We start from the raw sequence: 22,245 nt of genomic DNA on the forward strand, positions 1-22,245 counted from the left end.
TGTTAAATTTACATGGATAATGATCGAGCGTTTTTTAGCAAAAGATATTAAATCTTTTTTAAATGAGTTTTCAGCTGTAGCTATTTTAGGCCCAAGATAAGTGAGAAAAACTACTTTGGCAAAAGAAATAGCAGCAAGCCTTGGGATATCAGTCCCTACTATAATGAGATATATCGATCTCTTTGAGGATTTATTCCTTATAAGATTGCTAAGACCTTGGTCTAGTAATGTAAAGAAGCGATTAGTCAAAGCCCCCAAACTATATATTCGTGATAGCGGTATCCTACATGCATTATTAAGTCTTATGATGAGCTACTCGGACATTATATTCTCGGAGGAAGTTTTGAAGGATTTGTAATAGAAAATATTTTACCTACAGTTAAAAATAAAATGAATAGTTGGTTTTATAGAACTGCCGGAGGGGCAGAGGTAGATTTAATACTAGAATCAAGCATAAATAATCTTACGGCAATTGAAATTAAAAGATCCCTTACTCCTTCTATATCAAAAGGTTTCTATAATGCATTGCAAGACTTAAAACCAAAGAAAGCTTATATAGTATACCCGGAAAAGGATAAATATTATCTTAATTCACAAGTTGAAGTAGTTCCTTTGCATTATCTTCTTGATCTATTAAAAACAGAGCTGTAATAGCTGCATAATTTAGGTTTTGTTGCATGGCTCGATGTCATTCCCGCGAGGCATTGTTGCGTGGATCGTCTTCTCCATCATTGCGAGGAAATTACGTAAGTAATTGACGAAGCAATCCAGTAAAAAATTCTGATTTACAGAATTTTTTTGTTATTTTTTCTGGATTGCCACGCTCCTTTCAGTCGCTCGCAATAACGACTCGGTATCCAGGCAGGCAATGCTGAGCTAAGAATGACCCTAACCTACTACTGATTAATTCTTGCTGTACAGATTCTTTCGGTGATTTCTTTTAATTTTTCTATTCTTTCAATAAGATAAAGTAGTTGTTCTTTTGTAATTTTATAATTTTTACCATATCTTGCGTCAACATAAGCTTTTTGTAGTAATTTAAAACATTCCTCTTGCTCCGGCGTTGCCATAGGAAATACCTGCAATAGCTCAATATGATATTTTCTTACTCTACTACCTAACTTTTTTATATCATGCAATTTAGGTTTATAGTTAGAAAAAACTAATAAAATAGTACTGTAAAAACTTTCGGTAGCTTGATGAAGTGAAAAGGCTGATAAAGCATACTCCAAATCGTTTAAATAAGTAGTTTCCCCTTTTAAAAAACCTTTACCTCTACCAAACCAATAATCATAATTATCTTTAGCAATTTCTTTCATTTAACTCCAAGGCAAATCTTTAGCTTCACTAAGTGTAAATTCACCACTATCGTATAAAAGAATACCTTCTTTTTTAATATCGGTGAAAAAATAACGTCCTTTTTCTAACTGCCTATTTACTTCCTCTATTGACTCAAGAATTATTGATATCTCTGAATCGTATGGGATAATGTAATCTTTTACTACTCCCATTTTTTCTAGCCTGATATATATATATATATCATCTTCTAGCCTTAAAGCAGCATGCCCTTTATATTTACTTTTTTTAGAATTACCAAAATATCGGTATCACTATGATAACCATTGAGTAGATCACGCACCCAGTCACCCCTAGCAAAAGAGCCATATAAGATAATCATAGCAATTTTATCTCTTGCGACGCCTAAAATTTGGCCTACAATATAACTAATCTTTGCTCTAACTCTAATAGAACGTTCGGGGGATACAGTCTTCATTTAAATATCTTTAGCTTTTAGCTTTTTTATTTCTTCTACTGTAAGCTTAGTATATCGTGCTATTTTCTCTATAGGTTCGTTCTCTATTAGCATTTCTTTTGCTGTTTCAATTTTTTCCTCAGCTTTTCCTTCAACCTTTCCTGCAGCTTTACCCTTAACTTCGCCCTCTTTAAATTTTTCTTCAAACTTGTCTATTTCTTGTTGTATAGCCATTTCAGCTCTAAAATAATCATCATACTCCTGTTCTGTCCATTTATATTGCTCTAAACTTGCATATGCCGATAACACAATTTCATTTTTAATCTCTTTTGGCGGTTCTTGTTCTTGCAAAGCATATTTTAATAAATGCAACCATTCATCTATATCATCTTTAAAATCATTTTTTTTAAATTTTCCTAGTTCAATAAATACATAAGTTAATGAAAACAAATATTGTTTATGAGTATTGCTTTCTTTTATATGATGATAGCTAATATACGGCAATTCATCAGGCAAAGCTTTTGTTCCTATGATAGAAATTATTACTACCGGCAATAAATCCCTATGTTTCATACCTTTCTTAATTTGATTAATGTAGGTATAACAACCGTAAAGCTGCGTTCTATTAGATAATCTTTCTCCATTTTACGCTGCATCTCGATTATATACCATCTACCAGTTTCATCTTTAACTTTTAGATCGAATAAACTTCTTTTCCCTTCAAGAAATAAAGGCAATTGTTCAGTAGTTATATAGCTTAAATCTATGATTCTATCTCCTTTCGATAACCTAAGAAGAGAGTTCAGTAAATTTATTAATTTTACTTTATCGCTAAATAATTTTTTAAATGCGACATCATTTGTACCGTCTAAATATCTTTGCATAAATAATTATACCTTTAGTAAGTTTTTATATAGTAAATTAACCTCAGGTAGTAAACAATTTTATTATTAAATGTTATAGTAAATTAATACCTATCACTATCATCATATACTCCCCAAATTACTTTCTTGGAAATCCAACCTGTGTAATCCTTACATGTAATTTGACAGAATTGTTCTTTACATTTTTTTAAACCGCAGCGAACCTTGGGCATTAATTTTGCTATAACTCGGCTTTTAGGGTCTGCGGATTTGGTAAGTTCTACTTCCTTATCAGAAGTAATAACTACTGATCTTTTACCTGATAAGACGCTTGAATGTATCCAACCGCCTTCGCCGTTAATGTCACGTACTTGTCGCCATTGCTCGTACTCTGCAGTTATTTCTACCGGTTCGCCTTTTTTAACAAAAACCCATTCTACGGCAGATTTAGTAGTTGGTCCGCTTCTTGCATTTACTTCATTAGATTTTATTGAAACAAATCTCGGAATAGGCAATTTTTTATTATCGGCGTTAATTGTTGTTGATAATATTACAATAATTAAAGTAATAAGAATTTTAATCATTATCTTCCGCTTCAGATAAAGCATCTTCTTTTTTTGCTATTATATAATTACCAAGCCTAAATTGTACTTTTATTCTATTAATTTCCTGCTCGCTAATACCTATATTTTTTAGGACTGTTCCACCGATTTGTAATCCAGTCTCATAACTTTCCGGAATAATAGTTGTGGCGCCTAAATCATAAAACTCTCTAGCATTTTTTAAATTTTTTAACTTAACGACAACCGGTATATCCTGATAATTACCGCTAATTGTTTTAAGCGATTTCTTAATAGTTACTTGATTATTCATAGTAAGTATTATAGCAAATGCTCTTTCCGTACCCAATGCCTTTAGAGTATCGGCTTGCGATACATCACCTTTAAAAACCGGTAAACCGTTTGATAGCTCTTCTTTGACTCTATCATCATCTAAATCAAGTATTACGTAACTTATACCTTCTGCTTCCAAAACTCTTGCTACCATTTTACCGGTATTACCGAGTCCGGCAATAATAATATGGTTTGTTAAATCTCTTGCACCAAGCTCAATCATTTGAGTCGGAGTTTTACCTAGTCCTTTATCAACCTTCTCGGCAATCTTTTTCCCTAAAGCTGCGAGTAATGGAGTAAGTGCCATAGTAAAAGTAACTACGAGTAATAATATATCGGCAGTACTTTCTTCTAATACTCCGCTATCTTTACCTAAACTGAATAATATAAAACCAAACTCTCCGCCTTGCGATAATAATAAGCCTGAATAAAAAGCAACTCCTTTATTAAAACCGAATAAAATACAAAAAGCCGTTATGATTAAGGTTTTTATACCTATTAAAGCAATAGATAAAGTAAGAATATGAGATATTTTTTCATACATTTCTAGGGCATCGATATTCATACCGACGGTCATGAAAAACAATCCTAAAAATAAACTTTTAAAAGGATAAATACTTTCTTCTGCCTGCAATCTAAATTCAGTTTCCGCAACTAATACTCCGGCAACAAATGCTCCTAGAGCTAAAGACAAACCAAATGTTTCGGTAGCCCAAGCAGCAGAAAGTACTATTAACAAAGTCATCGAAATAGGTAACTCGCTTGCATTATTACTTTCTGATGAAATGAATGAAAATACAGGACGAAGAAAAACACGACCAACAATAAATATTGTAAGTAAGGCCGTTACGGCTTTTAAGAGTGCAATACCAAGAGCCGCTGCAAGCGAGGCTTTATTGTTACCGGCAAGTAACGGAACTATCACAAGCAATGGAACTACGGCCAAATCTTGCAGTAATAGAATAGCTAAAGAAACTCTTCCTATTTGCGTTGATTGACTACGATTTTCCTCAATAACTTGCATAACAAGTGCCGTAGATGAAAGGGCCAGACCACCGCCGGTAATGATAGCCGCACTACTATTACCGTCTATAAGTACCATTGCACCGGCAATTACTATAGCAGTCGTTAAAACTTGCAAACTACCGAGACCAAAGACATATCGTCTCATAGCTTTTAATCGCTCGAAGGATAACTCAAGACCTATTGCAAATAATAGAAATACTACACCAAGTTCACCTAGTAACTTAGTTTGGTCATATGTTACGATTTTTAAACCGTGATCACCTATTGCAGCTCCCGCAATTAAGTAACCAAGTACTGGACTTAATCTAAGACGCTTAAGTATAGCCACGATAAAAACCGCAGTACCGAGTAAAATTATAACGTTAATAAGAATATGATCGTTCATCTTTTCCAAATTTCTTCTAGCTTAAAATGCTCCCGTGCTTCAGGATAAAAAATATTAATTAAAATAGTACCTGCATCTATTAGTACCCACTCTGATTTATCAAGCCCCTCAATATTACTATTTACACCGGCATTATTTTTTAATTCTAAAGCTACATATTCGGCAATTGCTCCAACATTTTTAGTCGAACGACCGCTAGCAAATATAATATAATCGGCTAATTTATGTTTTCCTGTTAAATCAATTACCTCAATATCTTCTGCTTTTTTCTCACTCAAACATTCTAAGATAAATAATTTTAATTCTTCAGCTTCTTTTTTCATAATAATTAATAAATGATATAATAATATTAATTATTATATGCATAAGAGTAGAGTTTATCAATGAATGTTTAAAATTCTATAATAAAAATTCATATAAAGCTTTACTTTAACCAAAAAAACTTTAATTAATATTTAGGCTTTTATATCTAAAAAGTGATAAAATAATGGCAATATCTGCAGAAGAGCTAGAAAAAATACTTAAGGAATCCTTTCCAAACAGTATAATAAAAATTACTGATTTAGTAGGAGATCAAGACCATTATGCATTAGAAATATCAGATGCTCAATTTAATGGACTTTCTTTAATTAATCAACATAAATTAGTAAAAAATGCCTTATCTGAAATATTAAATACAAAACTACATGCAATTACCATAAAAACTATCGCAGTTTCTGAAAAATAATTACAAATACTAATATAATAAATCTTACATAAATTCAACTTATTATTTAATTAAGTTTTATACTTACTTAGCATTAAGATTATAATTTTTCTGATAAAACCAAATTTTAAATTAACTTTTGCATTGGTCAACAATATGTTGACTTCTATTCTTACATAGAGTATATTATAATTTAATCTATTCTCATCTCTAAATGCAATATAAACTCAGCTTTTCTAAAACAGCTTTAAAAAATTTACTCAAAATTTCTACAAACAAAAGAAAAGCTATATTAGAAAAATTAGAACAACTAAAGCTAAGTCCTTATAAGGAAAATAATAATATCAAGAAATTAATAGGACACGATGGTTATAGATTAAGGATTGGGGACTATAGAATTATATATAGAATAAATAAAGGAAAGTTAGAAATTCTAGTAATTAATGTTGATGTTAGAGGAGAGGTATATAAATGAGTAATAAACATATAATAGAATATCAAGGAAAGCCTGCTTTTGTTGTTATACCTTTTAATGAATATCAGGAACTTATCAATAAAAAACAATGTATTACCGATGAAACATTATACACTGAAGCTATAGCCAAAAATGAGGAATATTTTCCTGAAGAATTAGTACAAAAAATCCTGGATGGTGAAAATCCTATTAAAGTTTATCGTGAATATAGAGGGTTATCTCAAGAACAATTAGCTATTAAAATTGGTAAAACTAAGCAATATATATCATCTATTGAAAAAGGATTACGAAAAGGCACAATAGATACACTAAAAAAACTAAGTACCGTTCTAAATGTTGATTTAGATATGTTATAGTTCATTAAATTATTACTAATAGCAAATTACTTATGTAATTTGCTATTAGTAAGTGGATTTTTAGAAGTTTACTTTAAGTCTTAGCGTACCGGATTGAGCATGGTATTTTTTAGCTAAGTTCAACCAGTAATGCACTCTGTACTCCATTCTGCCTTTCTTAAGTACTACCCCTGCTACTAAATCATATAGCATTTATTTTAGTAGGTTTAGGTGACGGTACCGGTAGAGGCTCATTAAGACCGTTAAGATCTACAATGATTGCCGGTGTTTTACCTTTAAAGTCGTAATTAATAAAGGCATGAACTTGCGGTCTAATTATGAACTCATCCTTATAGAAAGTTGTTTTAATTTCACCGCCGAGTATACCCTCAACCTTAATATTGACACTTCTGAATAGTTAGATTTTGGAAAGAAGTACCGTATTCCTGATAACCGGAATCTTTAATCTTAGTAAGTATTAAACCTACCATCGGTGCAAATGAAGTTTCTTTCCATAGATAATTATAACCCCCAACTACTTGACCGCTATAAGAAGTTGAATGATACTTACCGTGTGCCGTTTCATAACCGCCTATACTATAATATTACGTAGTTCATTAGTTTTAATATCGCTTCGTGAATAGGTAGTTACGCCTTCTACAAACCAGTTATTTATAAAGTTATATAAACTGTATATAGAACCCATGTTAGTTCCGACCTTAGTAGTATTACCGGCTTTAGCATTTTGGTAACGTAACTTCGTATCGACTCTAGTATAAGCAGCACCAAGAACTATATTATCGTTTATAACGGTATCGAACCACCGGTAGATTTAGCTTTATAACCGCTAAGTCCGTTAAAGGCTTTTTGTACCGTTTTGCCGTAATATGGGCTAACCCATACTCCGTAAGCGGAATTATTAGCGTTACCTTCATCGAGTTCACTGTTTGTCCTCCAGCTGGTGCTTCTATAATCAATTGTGAGCCAGCAGTAGCTATATTAACCGTACCTCCTAAGGCAAAATTTCCTGGAACGGTAACCGTACTACCACCGGCAAAATTTAATGTATTATTTCCTCCGGCTACGGAATTAATTATATTCCCACCGGTAGCTCCGCCGACATTCGCACCGGCAGCTATTGTTACTTGTGCAGCAGTACCTTTAAAATCTATATCAGAAATTACGCTTTTTTGAAAGCGTGTTAACGAGTTGTGCGTAAATTGTACTAACCCTCCATTTCCTGTATCAATTCCCGTTTCCCAATCTAAACCATAAGGGGTGTCACCTCCAACAAGAGGCTGATACTGGTTTCCTATCTGAATAGTTTGTGCAAAGATAGTTCCTGTAATTGTAACCAGATTTTGATTTAGAAGCTGTCCCGGCTCATCGGCTATCCCATCGGTACTAAATATGTTAAGCCTTTTTGTTCCCCCTGTTCCGTTGCCACTACCTGCATCAAGTGCAATTTCTCGTTTACCAGAAGCCACGTGTACTCCTAATTGACCCCATAAATCCTGTGCCGGAATTAGTTTCACAGTAGCTATAAATTTTGCTTCATTTTTTGATTCATTACTTACTATATAACTAGAATTTGAGCTGGAAAAATTGATATTTTTTGTAGGTTGTATATCTACAACTTCATTTCCTGGGAAGTAAACTGAAGTATCGGTTGCAAGATTATATCTTGATCCATTAAGGTTACCAATATTAATAGCATTCGCTTTATTCCAATTTGGATTTTTAACAACGAATGGCGTATTAGTAGCTATTGTAAGATTATTTTGCCCCTGAACATCAGTTATAATAGTGTGTTCATCCAAGTGAACGGTAGGATCAGCAGGAGCAACAACTGTAGAAGCAATAGTCAAAGTACTAACAGTGTTGTTAAAATTCATATTATTAACGTAATAAGTGTTACCTGTTAAAGTTAAAGCCGCCCCGTTATTAGGACAATCGATATTTAGTCCACTTCCGGCACCATTAGATGTAACATTACCGAGATTTATTGCGGTATTGGCCGGTACAGTCATAACTGCGTTATTATTGGCACCTATATTTAAAGAGCCAATTGAAACATTAGCAGTGAAATTAAACACTCCTCCAAGTGCTAAATCATCCCCTGGGGCAAAAGGCGTTCCACCATCAAGGTTAAAGCCTGTGGATAACACAGCATTTGGACCTATGATGGTTCGAACCCCGAGTGCACTTGTGCTAGCAAGCATCACTGCCGCAGTTGATGCGAACATGCTTTTTTTATTAAATTTTTTAGAGTATTTTTTCGTTGACTTGACATAACATCTCCTAAATTTGGACTTAATTTTCTAAATTATAAATTCGAGACTAGTATTCATTAACAAATATAAATTTTATGTATTTTTGGAAGATTTTTAAAAATCTTTAGTAAAATGAGATTAAGATAAAAATTCTTAATATTTTCGTTATGTTGCACTTTTAAAAAAAGTTAATAATAAAATTAAATTTTTATTCAGGTCTTTAATTAATATTAAATAATAAAAGAGGGTAAGAAGAAATGATTAATAATTATTAAAAGAACAAAAAATTTTCTAACTTATGATTTTGTTATATAAATAACACGTTACTTTTAGTTAAAAAACATTAATTAAATACTAAAATATCTATAAAAATACTTATAAAATAAAGTATTTTCTACATATAGAAAGTAGTCATAAGTTACTTTTTCTTGTTTAAAATAAATTAACTTTATGTATTTTTTATAGAAATTCGGTAAATCGTATATAAAACTTAAGAAATACACATGGACCATAAAGCACACTCGGTGTCATACCGTGGTCAAGCCACGGTATGACACCGAATGCGTTTTTCGATCCACGCAACAATGTCTGCTCGCAATGACGATATCTTTCTTTATTGAGCAAAATCTATAAATTTTTACATAAATAAATTGATTTGCTACAAATAATAGAGTATATAGTATAGACATAATTAATTCTCGGGGCGTAGCGCAGCCTGGTAGCGCATCTGGTTTGGGACCAGAGGGTCGGGAGTTCGAATCTCTCCGCCCCGACCATAAATATAAATTTAAACCTAATGTCAAAAGACGACCTCATTCAGTTTACAGGTACAGTACTTGAACTTTTACCTAATGCTACTTTCAGAGTAAAGCTTGAGAATGATCATGTAATTATTGCTCATACTTCCGGTAGGATGCGTAAAAATCGTATCAGAATATTACTAGGAGATAAAGTTACGGTAGAAATGACTCCTTATGATTTAACTAAAGGGCGTGTGATTCATCGTCACTAATCTTTATAAGTATGAAGCAGCACAAAAAAAACCTACCGATTATATTAGCATCAAGCTCTCCTGCAAGAATTGAATTACTACACCGAATAAGAATTACTCCTTCACAAATTATTCCAGCAGATATAGACGAAACACCTAATTTGCGTGAATTACCCGCTCCCTTAGCCATAAGACTTGCTTACGAAAAAGCTATAAAAGTTGCATCTCAAATAGAGGAATCAGCTATAATTATAGCTGCCGATACCGTAGCGGCAGTAGGTAGAAGAATATTGCCGAAAGCTACTACTTACGAAGAAGTCAAGAATTGTATTAAGATGTTATCCGGACGTCGTCATCGTGTCCATACCGGTTTATGTATTATCAAAAAAGAGAATGATCAGCTTACAGTTAGACAAAAAATAGTTCAGACTATTGTTAAGTTCAAAAAATTAAGTGATGAAGAGATTAATTTTTATTGTTCTTTGGATGAGGGAATAGACAAAGCCGGCGGGTGCAAAATTTCCGGTTATGCAGAAGCTTTTATCTCATTTATTTCCGGCTCATATTCAAATGTTATGGGATTACCTTTATTTGAAACGGTAAATGCTCTAACTTCTTTAGGTTTTAGGTATATAAACGCTAATAGTCGTGAACATTGTTGCGTGGAGACAAAATCATCATTGCGAGCGGTCAAAGACTGCGTGGCAATCTAGAAAAATAATAAAAATGCTACGCATTTTAGTGGATTGCTTCGTCGAAACTTATAGTTTCTTCTCGCAATGACGACTCAGTATCCACTACATAAATTACTTAGCTACTCAGTTTCCAGGCTCATCCAAATGACTTCTTTCATAATTTTCATGACGCTCTTGAGCTTCAATACATAATGCAGCAATAGGTCGTGCTTCTAATCTTTTTATACCTATTGGGTCGCCTGTTTCTTCACAGTAACCATATTCCCCATTTTTAATACGTGATAATGCTTCTTCTATTTTACTCATTAATTTACAATATCTATTTCTACTACGAAGCTCAAAAGCTCTTTCTGTTTCATGAGTAGCACAATCGTTAAGATCGGATTCTTTTAAATTTTCTTCCTTTAAATGATCTAAAGTCTCTTGAGATTCCTTTAATAAATCCTCTTTCCATCTTAAAAGTTTTTGTCTAAAATATTCTAGGTGATTAGGACACATATATTCTTCATCTTTAGAAGGTTTATATCCCATAGGTAATTTAGGTGTTTCTAGCATATTAATATCTCAATATTAGCTTAATATATTATGTCTATAAGGTTTTTAAAATAATATAATATATAACTTAAAATTAACGCAAGAGGATTATGAATATTAATATATTTTATTTTTTAATTGGATATGCGGTGGTATATACAGCCTCTAAATGCTTTATACTTGTTTTAGTATAATTTTGTGTAGTAGATAAACTTTTATGACCTAATAGCTCTTGAATAGAGCGTAAATCTGCACCATGCTCAAGCAAATGTGAAGCAAAACTATGTCTAAATGAATGAGCAGTTAAATGCTGCGGTAAACCATAAAAATGCTTTAATTTAATTAATTCACGATTAAATACCGGTGGCTGCAATTTCTTACCCTGCTTTCCTCTAAATATCGGTTCATTATCCCCTAGCTTATACGGCAATATTTCTAAATATTTGGTAATTAAATTTTTAGCAATCGGTAACCACGGAATTATTCTTTCTTTACTACCTTTACCTATTATTCTTATAAATTCTAGATTTTGTAGATGAAGTTTCGTAATTGATAATGCCTCCGATATACGTAGACCTGAAGCATATATAAGAACAAGTAGGGCTTTATTTCTAAGTTCTACCCACTTAACATTCCCATATTCTTCAATATGTTCAAGTGATATTACTACATCATCCTCCGATAAAGCTTTTGGTAACAATTTAGTTTTTTTAGGAAATTTTATAGAAAAAATTATATGACTATTTAATTGTGTTGTTTTCTCTAAAAACCTATAAAAATTTTTTACTGCAGATAAACCACGTGAAATTGAAGAAGTGGTAAAATTATCACAGTTACGTTTTGCAAGCCAACTTCGGATTAATCTTATATCTGCGGTTTTAATATGATTTATCGTTACAAGCTCTGAATTATAATAATTCATAAACTCAAGGAAATGCTTAAGGTCATTATTATAAGAAATTACTGTATGATTAGAGTAATTTCTTTGCAAAACGAGGTATTTTTGCCACTTATTTATTAATTCTTGAATTGATATATCTAACATTTATAAAAACTTAACTATTTTTAATATTATTATTAATGCTAACAATTATTGACTCATAATTTTATAAATGTTAGCATGAATTGAGGGTTTATGTTTACATATACGTAACCTATAAAACACAAAAAATTTTTTAAGTAAAAAATTTAATTTATTTTAGGAGAATGAATAATGTTAAATGATACACAATTTTTAGATTTAATGAAATCCTATATGAATCCGGAATTTTATATGAGTTCTATGAAAAATATCCCTAGTGTAGATCTTTCATCTATCACAAATATAATGCAAAGAGCTATGAATATTCTTTTAACAACTAACTAAATTGCTACAGAAAGCATGCAATCTTTGCTTAAGAAAAATTCCGAGATTATACAAAATAATGTTAATACTATTTTGAATACTACTAAAGAAGCAGCAAATTCTAAAGATTTCAAACAAGCTAGTGAATGTCATCAAAAATGTTTAAAATCTATTTATGAAACATCTATGGATAATGCTAAGGAATTAGCAAGTATTGCTTATGAGTCTTCAACCAAAATATTAGAAGCCGCAAATAAGCATATTGCCGAGAATGTTCATCATGCTTCTAATAATATGCAGAATATGGCAGAACAAGTACAAAAAAACTTCAATAAGAAATCTGCTTAATTTTCAACGTCATTGCGAGCAACTGAAGGCGTTGTTGCATAGATCGAAAAATGCATTTAATGTCATTCCCGCGAAAGCGGGAATCCAGAAAAAAGCGAAATTATTTGAGCTTTTAATATAAAAAATTAAATATATTTATATCTTTTAGTTACTGGATTCCTGCTTTCGCAGGAATAACATTGTGGAAATCTCCTCTCAGTTGCTCGCCTTTCTGTTTAGCCAATTTTGTAAATAAGACTCTGCTAGTTCTTGATCTTCTATAACAATCACATTTTCAGCATTACGTTTATCGGCAGCAGCCGTGAAATTAAACGAACCGGTTATTACTTTCTTTTTATCGATAATTATAACTTTATTATGAGCAATTCCGGGTACTTTATCTATACCTACATCAATTTTTGCTCGTTGTAATTTGTGTAATTTAGAAAACTTTTGCTTTAAATTACTACGATCAAGTAATATTCTAACTTTTACTCCTCGCATCTGTGCATTAATAAGTGCAGTAGTAATTAACGCATCGCTCATACCGTATGCCTGCATATAAATAGATTCTTCAGCTTTATCTATCTGATTGGCTATAAACTTAGTACAACCGGCAGGCGGAGTAAAACATGTACTAACTTTACTTCTTGAAAGCTCTGAAATATTGTAATGCTTTATTTGAGGTGCAGATAAAGCTAATGATTTTTGATTTATTAGATTAGTAAAATAATCCGGATTCTGTCCATAAATACCTAAAGCAACTCCCAAGATAAAGGCAATAGATATTTCTATAAATTTATTATTTTTTCTCTTCATGACTTATTTATATTTTAGGCGTTATCTGCATGGTTTGCATTCCGCTATGTCATACCGTGGCTTGACCACGGTATCCATAAAAAAATAAAGAAGAAGACTGGATCCCGCGATCAAGTCGCGGTATGACAATAAAAAGATCCAACACCTATCTTCTTAACTGCCCGGTGCTTCTTCAATAGCCTTTAGATTCTGATAATCTAAAGAATCTACTAGCTTATTATCATTATTTTTTATAAGCCAATAATTCCACCATGAGCCTTCATATTCCGTAGCCTTTATAAGCCACTCATGACTACTTAAACTTAAGTCGTCATTAAGCCGATAATTATATTTAGCAATCGCAGGAGGATTAACTACACCTGCTACATGCCCTGAATCCGTGAGACAAAAGATCTTATGTCCGTTTAATAATTTTACTCCATCATATATTGAGCGCCATGGAGCTATATGATCTTCTTTTGCGGCTACAAAAAAAGAGTTACAATCAACTTTTCTAAGATCTATTTTTGTTCCGAGCACCTCTAAATTATTAGACTCTTTTAGCAAGTTATTGCAATATGTATTTTGTAAATATTCCTCATACATTTTTGCCGGCAAGTTAGTAGAATCCGCATTCCAATATAGTAAATCAAAAGGCATCGGTTTTTTATCAAGTAAATAATTATTGACAAAAAATGTCCAAATTAAATCATTAGCCCTTAGCAAACTAAAACTATTTGATAAATACTGCCCATCAAAATAGCCTTTTAGTTTTATATCTTCCTTAATGTAGTTAATCGTAGCTTCATTAAAAAATATTCCAAGCTCACCGGGATGAGTATAATCAAGCAAAGTAGTAAAGAAAGTAGCACTATGAACGGAATCTATTTTCTTTGCTTTAAAGTATGCGATAATTATAGCAAGGAATGTACCTCCCATGCAATATCCAACAAAATCAATTTTTTTAAAACCAAGATTTCTCACATACTCAAAAGGTGCTAAAATACCGTCTTTTAAGTAATCCTCGAAGCCTTTTTCCGATAGAGAGATATCAGGGTTAACCCATAAAATAAGAAAAACTTGAAAATTATTTTCTACCAAAAAAGATACTAAAGAATTATGCGGAGATAAATCGAGTATATAATATTTATTTATGCATGGCGGAATAATAAATATCGGAATCTTATGAATTTTTTCTTTCGGTTCATAGCATATTAATTGCATTAAATCATTTTGAAATATGACTTTTCCTTTTGTTGCAGCAATATTCTTACCGAGTTTAAAAGCAGATTTATCAGTAGTTTTGATATTTAATATATCACCGGAACTTTTATATCTCTTAAGAAATTTTCTAATCCCTGTACTAGATTTTGACCGCCGCTTTCTAATGTCTCACGTAAAACTTTTGGATTACAAAAAGCAAAATTTGAAGGTGAAAAAGCATCGATAAAATATTTAGTTACAAACTCTAAATGTTGCTTGAGATCATTTGATAGCTCATACTGTTCTATATTCTTCTTAAGCCACTCACTAGATAGTAAATAATATTGTTTAACAAAGTCAAAATAAGCATTATCCTCCCATGAAGAATCTTTAAATCTTTTATCTCTATTATCCGGAGAAAATACAGCTTTTGCCGGACTACCGACAAATTTTGCAAAGCTACTTGCTGTAAGCTCTCTTAACTTATCAATATATTCAATATTAAGCAAAATTTTTCAGGATTTGCCCAAAACTGTTCTACCATTAAAGAAGCTATAATTCTGTTTTTATCACTATCAATTAGGCTCCTAGGGATCATACTCCCCCTACCTTGCATGAAATGTAAAATAAGCTCTTGATATTTATCGGCAATTTTTTTGAAATTATTAATTATCGTCTCGTGCGGGATGTTAGTTCCAAGATACTTCTAAAAAGTTAACAATTAATACAAACGTAGACGAAGTTTAATTTGGAAAAAAGCAAGGCGTTTTATATTTTTTGACCGCAGCGTACATACTAGTACGTGAGGATCAAAAAATATAAAACAACAACGCCAATTTTTCAAATTAAACGAGTATACCTTATGTCATTAAACTATTCCATATACTATCAACCTTGTCGATAACTTCCTGACTCATTTCTATTTTTTTACCCCATTTTCTATTTGTCTCAGGGTATATTTTATCGGTTGCATCTATTCCCATTTTACTACCAAGCCCTGAATCAGGTGATGCAAAATCCAAATAATCTATCGGGGAATTATCTATAAAGCTCGTATCACGCCTTGGATCGCTTCTTGTTGCTATTGCCCAAATTACTTCTTGCCAATTACGAACATCAATATCGTCATCTACAACGATAATAAATTTACTATAGATAAATTGCCGTAAGTAAGACCAAATCCCAAGCATTATTTTTTTAGCATGACCGGGATAGGATTTTTTAATCGATACTACTGCAACTCTATATGAACAACCTTCAGGTGGAAGCCAAAAATCGACTATTTCCGGAAATTGTTGCTGCAAGATAGGAATAAAAATTTCATTTAATGCTTCACCTAAGATTGACGGCTCATCAGGCGGTTTTCCAGTATAGGTACTTAAATATACGGGATTTTTCTTCATCGTTATTGCCGTTACGGTAAATACCGGAAACTCCTCAACATCATTATAATATCCGGTGTGATCTCCAAAAGGACCTTCAGGCAAATACTCCTCTAAACTTACATAGCCTTCCAGCACTATTTCACTATGTGCAGGTACTTTGAGGTCAATAGTTTTGCATTGCACCAGCTCTACTTTTTCATTACCGAGTAAACCTGCAAAATTATACTCTGAGATATTCTCAGGTATCGGCGTAACCGCTGCCAAAGTTACCGCTGGATTTGCTCCAATAACGATAACAGCAGGAAACGGTTCTTTCTTTGCTTCTTTCCAACTTTTATGATGCTCTGCTCCACCTCGTAACTTTAACCAACGCATCAATAGCTTATTTTCTGAAATAACCTGCATTCTATATATGCCAAGGTTGTAATTATCGATTTTATCTTTTGTTGGTCCTTTAGTAACTACTATCCCCCAAGTAATTAAAGGCGAAATATCATCAGGCCAACATCTTTGAATCGGCAATATATTGATATTCGGTTTATCAATGACGATTTCATGACAAGCTGCTTTTGATACGGTTTTAGGAGACATAGCAAATATACGCTTAGCTAGCGGTAGCATTGACAATGTTTCTTTAAAAGATGCGGGAGGTTGCGGCTGTTTAAGGAATGCTAGTAAAACACCAAGCTCTCTTAATTCTTTGGGTGACTTAAGTTTAAGCCCAATACAAATACGATTTATACTAGCATAAAGATTAGTTAGAATAGGTATGTCGGACTTGATGCCGTCGGCTTTTATAACATTTTCAAAAAGTAATGCAGGTCCGCCTTGTGCTAATACTCTTCTACTAATTTCAGTAATTTCTAGGTCAGTTTTAACTTCAACAGAAATACGCTTTAACTCACCGTTTTTTTCTAAAAATTTTAAAAACTCCGGTAAATCTTTAAAGCTCATAGTTCTATTTTTTTGTTTATAATGTGCGGCTTATTTTATCGTCATTGCGAGCAGGCATTGTTGCGTGGACCAGTTTCCTAATTGTCATCCCGCGACTTGATCGCGGGATCCAGTTAAAAATACTAAAATTATTAGTATTTTTTATTGTTTTTATGGACCCGTGGTCAAGCCACGGGGTGACACAGTGGATTTTACCGGTCCACGCAACAATGCCTTGCGAGCAGCCGTAGGCTGCATGGCAATCTCATCAAATATCCTGAGATTGCTTCGTCAATTACTTCGTAATTTCCTCGCAATGACGATATGGTATGACTCTATGGGTTTCCCTACTTACTAAAATTAGCCTTTACCTGCATATCATTCTGAATAATTGTGTAGTTAATTAGTTCGTCAATTACAGAATTTTTAATATTATATATTATATTTTTTTCTGAATTGACATGAATATTTTTAGCCGTTAATTCATCTATACTTCTAGATTTAATATGTGCAAAATATACTTCATCACCTACTTGGAATACAGGCGTATTACTTCCTATTTTAGTATTAAAAATTGATAATAATATTTCAGGAGTTAGTGTTAAATCATTTTCCATTTCGGATCTAATATAATTTTTTTTGCTTATTTTTATTCCGTTAGCTTTAAGCTCTTTTATATTCTCTTGCTCTGAATTATATTCCTTTGCTAAATCCTTGATAATCTTTAAGTTTACATCTGCGATATTCTGCTTTATCCAAACTTTATTTACCTGTTCTTTAATAGCATCAAATTCAGGTATTTTTGCTGGCTGAATAGATTTTAATTCTACCAATATAAGATAGCTTTTATCTTCTGCTTCTATAGGATAAGATAATTCTCCTTCCGAAAGCTCAAAAATACTATCGGCATTTTCGGCAATTATTTTATCTTCAATAAGTTCTGCATAACTGACATAGTTAACGTTTTGTATTGGTAGCTTATATTTTTCGGCAATTTCAACTAAGCTAGAACCAGCTGCCGTCTCATCTTCCAGCTTTTTAGCAAACTCCATATTAAGTATGTCGATTTTTTGATCCTTTAATAAATCATGTAATTGTTTTTGTACCGATTCAAAACTTTGATTCCCAAACTCATCTTTATTTTCATTATAAAATTCTAACAACTCATCTTGAGTAACTGAGACTTTTAAATCCTTAATATTAGCTTTAATATAAGAAAAGCTGCGTTTCTCAGGTACCTCAAACGAGGTTTTATTATCTTGGTAAAAATCCTTTAATTGCTGATCGGTAGGAGTAGGAATTTGTAAATCTTTTGGTTTATTTTGTAAATCTATTTGTATTAATTCTACCTCTCTTTTTTCAGCCATATAATCTACTATATTGTCAGTCATAGCCTTAGGAACATAGAAACTTTCTACAAAAGTACCGACAAAAATATTTTTTAGAGCTTTTTCTTTGAAGTTTAATAAATATTTTTCTTCATCCATATAAGAATTTCTAAAATAAGTTTTAAAAATTTTTATATCGAAAACATCTTGCTCATTTTTAAAAACCGGTGATTCTTTAACTAAAATTTTAACTGTATCATCACTTAGATCTAAGTCATAATAGCTAACTAGATAATCTAAGACATTATCATAAACAAGCCTTTTTAAGATTCGGTTATCAATATTTAACTGTGCTATTTCTTCATCGGCTAAACTTGTTCCCGTTTGCTTACTTATAGCATTAATTTCTAAAGATTTTGCTCTCAAAAAATCTTCCTGGGAGATATTTTTCACATGAGAAAAAGTAACAATATCACCGCTTCTTCTTCCGTTTAATACATCTTTAATACCAAAGCCGACAAAAGCAAAAGCTATCATTGCGAATAAAACCCGCATTATAAAACTATCGGCAGTTTTTCTAATATTATCTAACATAATTTTTTATTTAAGATCCTCAGTGTCACCCCGTGGCTTGACCACGTAGTCCATAAAAAAAGACTGGATACCGTGGACAAGCCACGGGATGACACCAAGCATATTAGAAGTTCACACGAACTTTTACACTACCTTGCTGAGCGAAATACTTACTTCCGATATTTGTATCGTAGTTAATACCGTATTCCATCATTTTGTGCTTAGCAGTAACACCAACGCCGACATCAAAGCTTGTTTTGTTTTGCTTAAAGCTGTTGGTTGGGAAAGGAGCAGTCATACCTTGTAATCTTGCATCAATCGCCGGAACTTTATTCTTGAATGCATAATCAACCATTGCGTAAAGCTCAGGTGTTAGCACTACTTCACCTACATTGATATTACTTGATACTTTAGCACCGAGTAAACCGTCGAAAGTGTTATAGTTCTTGCCTTTAACGGTAAGATTTTGGTAAGTAGTACCCGTTTCTTTATAGCCCTTATCTCTGATAGTCGAATATCTAAGCCCAGCTAGCGGTGTTAAGTTAATGTTCTCAGGCATTGCATAAGTATAACCAGCCATTAACTGACCTGTATAACTTTCGGATTTATACTTACCGTTTGCAGTTTGATAAGCAGTAGTCGCTAATGCCGTTGCAATAACACGTCTTGATTTGCTTCTTATCTTATTATCCGAGTAAGATGCTATAGCTTCAACGAAAAGATTTTCATAAGGTACATTATATAAACCGTATACGGAATAGATGTTACTCTCTACCTTATTATCGCCCGTCTTATTATTTTTCAGTTTGATATCAGTATCGGCTCTTGTATATGCAAGCCCGAGTGCTAGATCATCGTTAACTAAGCCGTCAAAACCTATAGTGCCACCAGTTATATTAGATTTATAACCGCTTATATTGTTACGCATCTTCTGCGTTGCATTACCGACAAACGGACTTATCCATGCACCAAACTTAGCATCTTTGTCCTCATCACCGGCAGCTACAGCAGCCGGCTGTATTGCATCCATTCTAGCATTTAGATTAATTAAGCTACTTGAGATATTACTTAGTATAACTTGATTATTAATAGCAGCTATAGTATCGCTAGGTTTTACAACGTCTTGCATGAGGTGAGTTATAGCATCTGCTTCTTGGATTGGAGTCAGTTTTCCCCAGTTACCAAAAGCTAAACGTGCATCCGAACCGATTGGTGCTTGCTCCATTAACTCAAGCGATTTCTTTACATTTGCAGCGTTTGGGATATTTGCAAGTGGTCCGCCCGGTTTGAAGTTGTTATCTATCACTTCTTGAGATACATCCTTTGCAAATAGCGTTAAAGTTGATGCATCAAAAGTAAAGTTGACAAAGCGGTTGTCATTATTAACGGTTACTTTAACATTATCTGCGGGAGTAGGCTTTAAATCGCCTGCTGTTTCTGCAGATATTACCGTATATTTGGTATTTGGATCTATATTATTAATGTCGAAATTAGTAGCAGTAACAACAAGTGCTAAAGTTGAAACCCCTGATAAATCAAGAGTACTGCCTGATTTAATTAAGATATTACCACCTGACTTAGCTGCTCCGTCAAAAGTAGTATTTAAGGTTAGCGTATCGGTAAAGCTACCGGTGCCGGTATATGTTACTTGATTTGCACCTAAAGTAAGTGTAGTACCGCTACCTGTTATATTACTATTAAAGGCTAGGCTATTGCCGAAATTAATAGTAGCACTGTTAGCTGCAAAGCTGGTAGCCGTTACATTTTTAACAAAATTAGTGATAGAACCTTTGGCTAAAGTAACAGCACCTGTATTAGTAAATGTATCGGCAAAACTTGTAGTACCGCTGAGCGTCGCCGTACCTTTTGCGTTAACACTGCTTGCAAAACTTGTAGCACCTGCCGTTGTGATATCACCAACCGAATTAGCCGCAGTCCCTACAACACCACTAACACTGCCACCATTCGTGAAGTTTAGCTTCAGAGCCTGACCGCCGGTTTTATTTATGCTGCCTGTTAAGTTAAAGTTTGCAGGTAATGTTAAGAGTGCATTACCGTTACCTTGGATCTCGGTGATGCTAGTATTACCGCCTTTGGTTATGCTTACAGCTCCTGCACCGACTTTTAACATAGCAATCCCGTTTACGCTATTAAGATTACTTGCACCTAAAGCTATTAACGTACCGTTATTAGTACCACCGGTATTTTGGACTGCTCCCGCAACATTTATATTGTTATTTAATGTTACCGTACCGTTTTTTGCATTAAAATCTAAGAAACCGCCAATATTACCGGTTTGAGTTAACTGAACGGCATCATTAATTAATGTTACATTCGCCGTAGTAGCTCCAAGCTCTAGCACACCTGTAGTATCAAGCTCTATATTTGCTGTATTGAAAGTGATACCTACTGTACCCAAATTTCCTGCTCCTTGAAATTTTATAGCTTGTAACCTCTTAGCTCCACCGAATGTAACCCCTCCGTCTATTGTTAATTTTCTTCCTGCGTTTACGGAATTTAAGGTTACTATACCTTCATCATCATTATTAGGATCTATATCTGCACCTAATGTGATTGTACGGTCATTTGCATTTGAACTATTTTGTAATACTAACTCTGCATCTGCATGGGCAAATTCAATATTTGCTGCCGGTACATTTAAATCACCACCATTTGCATCAATCCTATAAGTAGCATTGTTTATTTGTATAGCATCAGCATTAAATGCTGTACTACTAGTAAAATCTGCATTATTGTTAATAACCAAGTCATGTATACCTAAATTTACATCGTCGGTTATTGTAACCACATGCTTAATAAGTAAATTTTCAAATTTATCACCGCCTGCATCACCAATATTTCTAACAGTACCTGCTACATTACTTCCGATATTCAGTCCATTAACCCCACCATCAAAGATTAAATGACCTTCATTGGCACCAGGTGCCGCTAAATCAGCTGCTAATAATATATTATTTACTCCGCCTCCGGTTAGGTTAGAAAGAGTTAAAATAGAATTTGCATCTTCAAAAACAATCGCTTGACCATCTAATATAGTAACATCACCGGCACTTGCATCAAATGCAAAATTATTATCGGCTCTAATATTGATTGTTGCGATTGTTCCCGCAGTTGGATCATATGCTACAAGTAACTTTGTATTAACATTTAATGTAGCATTATTACCTTTTACTATAGCTCCTTTAAACCCATAAGTAATTACGTTACCACCACCATCAAGAGGACCGTTAAATTCTAACGTACTGCCTGCTCCAAAATTTATATTATTTGTAATTAAGTTTCCTCCGGCTTGTAATGTTATTCCTGCTCCTACATTCACTGTTGCTAATGCTGCTGTATTACCTATATTGCCGGTTACTGTACTATCACCGGTAAATGTTGCTACACCGTTATTTGCATTACC

General features: G+C 33.1%; 23 protein-coding genes, 1 tRNA gene and 5 pseudogenes. 9 read left to right on the top strand and 20 right to left on the bottom strand.

Annotated elements, in window-relative coordinates:
• On the bottom strand, positions 1 to 258 hold a 258-nt coding region (locus MB29_RS12675; RefSeq protein ID WP_233418925.1), incomplete at its 3' end, for a hypothetical protein.
• Between MB29_RS12675 and MB29_RS09100 the strand changes: the two are divergent.
• Positions 164 to 651 (top strand): annotated as a pseudogene (locus MB29_RS09100) (DUF4143 domain-containing protein). The gene MB29_RS12675 and the pseudogene MB29_RS09100 overlap by 95 nt on opposite strands.
• 94 nt (positions 652 to 745) lie before the next feature.
• On the opposite strand, the pseudogene MB29_RS12680 reads toward MB29_RS09100, so the two are convergent.
• The 8 genes and pseudogenes from MB29_RS12680 to rsfS form a co-directional block, all read right to left on the bottom strand.
• Positions 746 to 869, bottom strand: a pseudogene (locus MB29_RS12680) (zinc ABC transporter substrate-binding protein); the annotation flags it as partial.
• Positions 870 to 896: 27 nt separating this feature from the next.
• Entirely contained in the window at positions 897 to 1,319 is a 423-nt protein-coding gene (locus tag MB29_RS12685) for a HEPN domain-containing protein (RefSeq protein ID WP_233418918.1), read from the bottom strand.
• Positions 1,320 to 1,511 carry a hypothetical protein gene (locus MB29_RS12690; protein WP_233418919.1) on the bottom strand — a complete coding sequence of 64 codons (192 nt, stop codon included), beginning with the start codon at positions 1,509 to 1,511 and terminating at the stop codon, positions 1,320 to 1,322. It lies immediately after the preceding gene.
• A 41-nt stretch (positions 1,512 to 1,552) separates the two neighbouring features.
• On the bottom strand, positions 1,553 to 1,774 hold the full coding sequence (locus MB29_RS12695; protein WP_032139104.1) for a nucleotidyltransferase domain-containing protein: 222 nt from the start codon (positions 1,772 to 1,774) through the stop codon (positions 1,553 to 1,555).
• A pseudogene (locus MB29_RS10125) lies at positions 1,775 to 2,637 on the bottom strand (Rpn family recombination-promoting nuclease/putative transposase).
• Between the two features lie 83 nt (positions 2,638 to 2,720).
• Positions 2,721 to 3,200 (bottom strand): SH3 domain-containing protein, encoded by a 480-nt coding sequence (locus MB29_RS03680; RefSeq protein WP_032139105.1) that lies wholly within the window; start codon positions 3,198 to 3,200, stop codon positions 2,721 to 2,723.
• Positions 3,193 to 4,920, bottom strand: coding sequence for a monovalent cation:proton antiporter-2 (CPA2) family protein (locus tag MB29_RS03685; protein ID WP_032139106.1), 1,728 nt, complete (start codon positions 4,918 to 4,920; stop codon positions 3,193 to 3,195). Before MB29_RS03685 ends, MB29_RS03680 begins: the two co-directional genes overlap by 8 nt.
• Positions 4,917 to 5,243, bottom strand: coding sequence for a ribosome silencing factor (gene rsfS, locus MB29_RS03690; RefSeq protein ID WP_032139107.1), 327 nt, complete (start codon positions 5,241 to 5,243; stop codon positions 4,917 to 4,919). Before rsfS ends, MB29_RS03685 begins: the two co-directional genes overlap by 4 nt.
• A gap of 164 nt (positions 5,244 to 5,407) precedes the next feature.
• On the opposite strand from rsfS, the gene MB29_RS03695 reads away from it, so the two are divergent.
• The 3 genes from MB29_RS03695 to MB29_RS03705 all read left to right on the top strand — a co-directional run bounded on the left by MB29_RS03695 (position 5,408) and on the right by MB29_RS03705 (position 6,457).
• Positions 5,408 to 5,647: a BolA/IbaG family iron-sulfur metabolism protein gene (locus MB29_RS03695; RefSeq protein ID WP_032139108.1), complete on the top strand. Its 240-nt coding sequence runs from the start codon at positions 5,408 to 5,410 to the stop codon at positions 5,645 to 5,647.
• 193 nt (positions 5,648 to 5,840) lie between these two features.
• Entirely contained in the window at positions 5,841 to 6,101 is a 261-nt protein-coding gene (locus MB29_RS03700) for a type II toxin-antitoxin system RelE family toxin (RefSeq protein WP_032139109.1), read from the top strand.
• A complete protein-coding gene (locus MB29_RS03705; RefSeq protein ID WP_032139110.1) occupies positions 6,098 to 6,457 on the top strand; it encodes a helix-turn-helix domain-containing protein in 360 nt (119 codons plus the stop codon). The genes MB29_RS03700 and MB29_RS03705 overlap by 4 nt, the downstream gene beginning before the upstream one ends.
• A gap of 374 nt (positions 6,458 to 6,831) precedes the next feature.
• On the opposite strand, the gene MB29_RS13420 is transcribed toward MB29_RS03705, so the two are convergent.
• The 4 genes from MB29_RS13420 to MB29_RS11510 all read right to left on the bottom strand — a co-directional run bounded on the left by MB29_RS13420 (position 6,832) and on the right by MB29_RS11510 (position 9,333).
• Positions 6,832 to 7,032, bottom strand: coding sequence for an autotransporter outer membrane beta-barrel domain-containing protein (locus tag MB29_RS13420; RefSeq protein ID WP_267881734.1), 201 nt, complete (start codon positions 7,030 to 7,032; stop codon positions 6,832 to 6,834).
• Entirely contained in the window at positions 7,029 to 7,268 is a 240-nt protein-coding gene (locus MB29_RS13425; RefSeq protein ID WP_324607274.1) for an autotransporter outer membrane beta-barrel domain-containing protein, read from the bottom strand. Before MB29_RS13425 ends, MB29_RS13420 begins: the two co-directional genes overlap by 4 nt.
• A complete protein-coding gene (locus MB29_RS12710) occupies positions 7,234 to 8,682 on the bottom strand; it encodes an autotransporter outer membrane beta-barrel domain-containing protein (protein ID WP_233418921.1) in 1,449 nt (482 codons plus the stop codon). Before MB29_RS12710 ends, MB29_RS13425 begins: the two co-directional genes overlap by 35 nt.
• Positions 8,683 to 9,168: 486 nt before the next feature.
• Complete coding sequence (locus MB29_RS11510) at positions 9,169 to 9,333, bottom strand: hypothetical protein (protein WP_215426215.1); 165 nt, start codon at positions 9,331 to 9,333, stop codon at positions 9,169 to 9,171.
• A 75-nt stretch (positions 9,334 to 9,408) separates the two neighbouring features.
• Between MB29_RS11510 and MB29_RS03720 the strand changes: the two genes are divergently transcribed.
• The 3 genes from MB29_RS03720 (at position 9,409) to MB29_RS03730 (ending at position 10,413) form a co-directional block, all read left to right on the top strand.
• Positions 9,409 to 9,485, top strand: a tRNA-Pro gene (locus tag MB29_RS03720).
• Between the two features lie 20 nt (positions 9,486 to 9,505).
• The gene (gene infA / locus MB29_RS03725; RefSeq protein WP_008579354.1) at positions 9,506 to 9,721 is read left to right on the top strand and encodes a translation initiation factor IF-1; all 216 of its coding nucleotides are present in this window, start codon (positions 9,506 to 9,508) and stop codon (positions 9,719 to 9,721) included.
• Positions 9,722 to 9,732: 11 nt separating this feature from the next.
• Entirely contained in the window at positions 9,733 to 10,413 is a 681-nt protein-coding gene (locus MB29_RS03730; protein ID WP_032139111.1) for a Maf family protein, read from the top strand.
• 105 nt (positions 10,414 to 10,518) lie between these two features.
• Here MB29_RS03730 and dksA read toward each other — a convergent pair whose 3' ends face one another.
• Positions 10,519 to 10,950 (bottom strand): RNA polymerase-binding protein DksA, encoded by a 432-nt coding sequence (gene dksA / locus MB29_RS03735; RefSeq protein ID WP_032139112.1) that lies wholly within the window; start codon positions 10,948 to 10,950, stop codon positions 10,519 to 10,521.
• 106 nt (positions 10,951 to 11,056) lie between these two features.
• The gene (locus MB29_RS03740) at positions 11,057 to 11,974 is read right to left on the bottom strand and encodes a tyrosine recombinase XerC (RefSeq protein WP_032139113.1); all 918 of its coding nucleotides are present in this window, start codon (positions 11,972 to 11,974) and stop codon (positions 11,057 to 11,059) included.
• 168 nt (positions 11,975 to 12,142) lie between these two features.
• Here MB29_RS03740 and MB29_RS03745 point away from each other — a divergent pair.
• A pseudogene (locus MB29_RS03745) lies at positions 12,143 to 12,622 on the top strand (phasin family protein).
• Positions 12,623 to 12,817: 195 nt separating this feature from the next.
• On the opposite strand, the gene pld reads toward MB29_RS03745, so the two are convergent.
• The 3 genes and pseudogenes from pld to MB29_RS03765 all read right to left on the bottom strand — a co-directional run bounded on the left by pld (position 12,818) and on the right by MB29_RS03765 (position 16,941).
• On the bottom strand, positions 12,818 to 13,420 hold the full coding sequence (gene pld, locus MB29_RS03750) for a phospholipase D (RefSeq protein ID WP_032139115.1): 603 nt from the start codon (positions 13,418 to 13,420) through the stop codon (positions 12,818 to 12,820).
• 408 nt (positions 13,421 to 13,828) lie between these two features.
• Positions 13,829 to 15,111, bottom strand: a pseudogene (locus MB29_RS14175) (alpha/beta fold hydrolase); the annotation flags it as partial.
• A gap of 351 nt (positions 15,112 to 15,462) precedes the next feature.
• Positions 15,463 to 16,941, bottom strand: coding sequence for a UbiD family decarboxylase (locus MB29_RS03765; protein WP_032139116.1), 1,479 nt, complete (start codon positions 16,939 to 16,941; stop codon positions 15,463 to 15,465).
• Positions 16,942 to 16,964: 23 nt separating this feature from the next.
• Between MB29_RS03765 and MB29_RS11515 the strand changes: the two genes are divergently transcribed.
• Entirely contained in the window at positions 16,965 to 17,171 is a 207-nt protein-coding gene (locus MB29_RS11515) for a hypothetical protein (protein WP_215426217.1), read from the top strand.
• A 96-nt stretch (positions 17,172 to 17,267) separates the two neighbouring features.
• On the opposite strand, the gene MB29_RS03770 is transcribed toward MB29_RS11515, so the two are convergent.
• Positions 17,268 to 18,842: a SurA N-terminal domain-containing protein gene (locus MB29_RS03770; protein ID WP_032139117.1), complete on the bottom strand. Its 1,575-nt coding sequence runs from the start codon at positions 18,840 to 18,842 to the stop codon at positions 17,268 to 17,270.
• 103 nt (positions 18,843 to 18,945) lie between these two features.
• On the bottom strand, positions 18,946 to 22,245 hold a 3,300-nt coding region (locus tag MB29_RS03775), incomplete at its 5' end, for an autotransporter outer membrane beta-barrel domain-containing protein (RefSeq protein ID WP_032139118.1).

Source organism: Rickettsia tamurae, from assembly GCF_000751075.1.
In the GTDB taxonomy this organism is placed as follows: Bacteria; Pseudomonadota; Alphaproteobacteria; order Rickettsiales; family Rickettsiaceae; genus Rickettsia; species Rickettsia tamurae.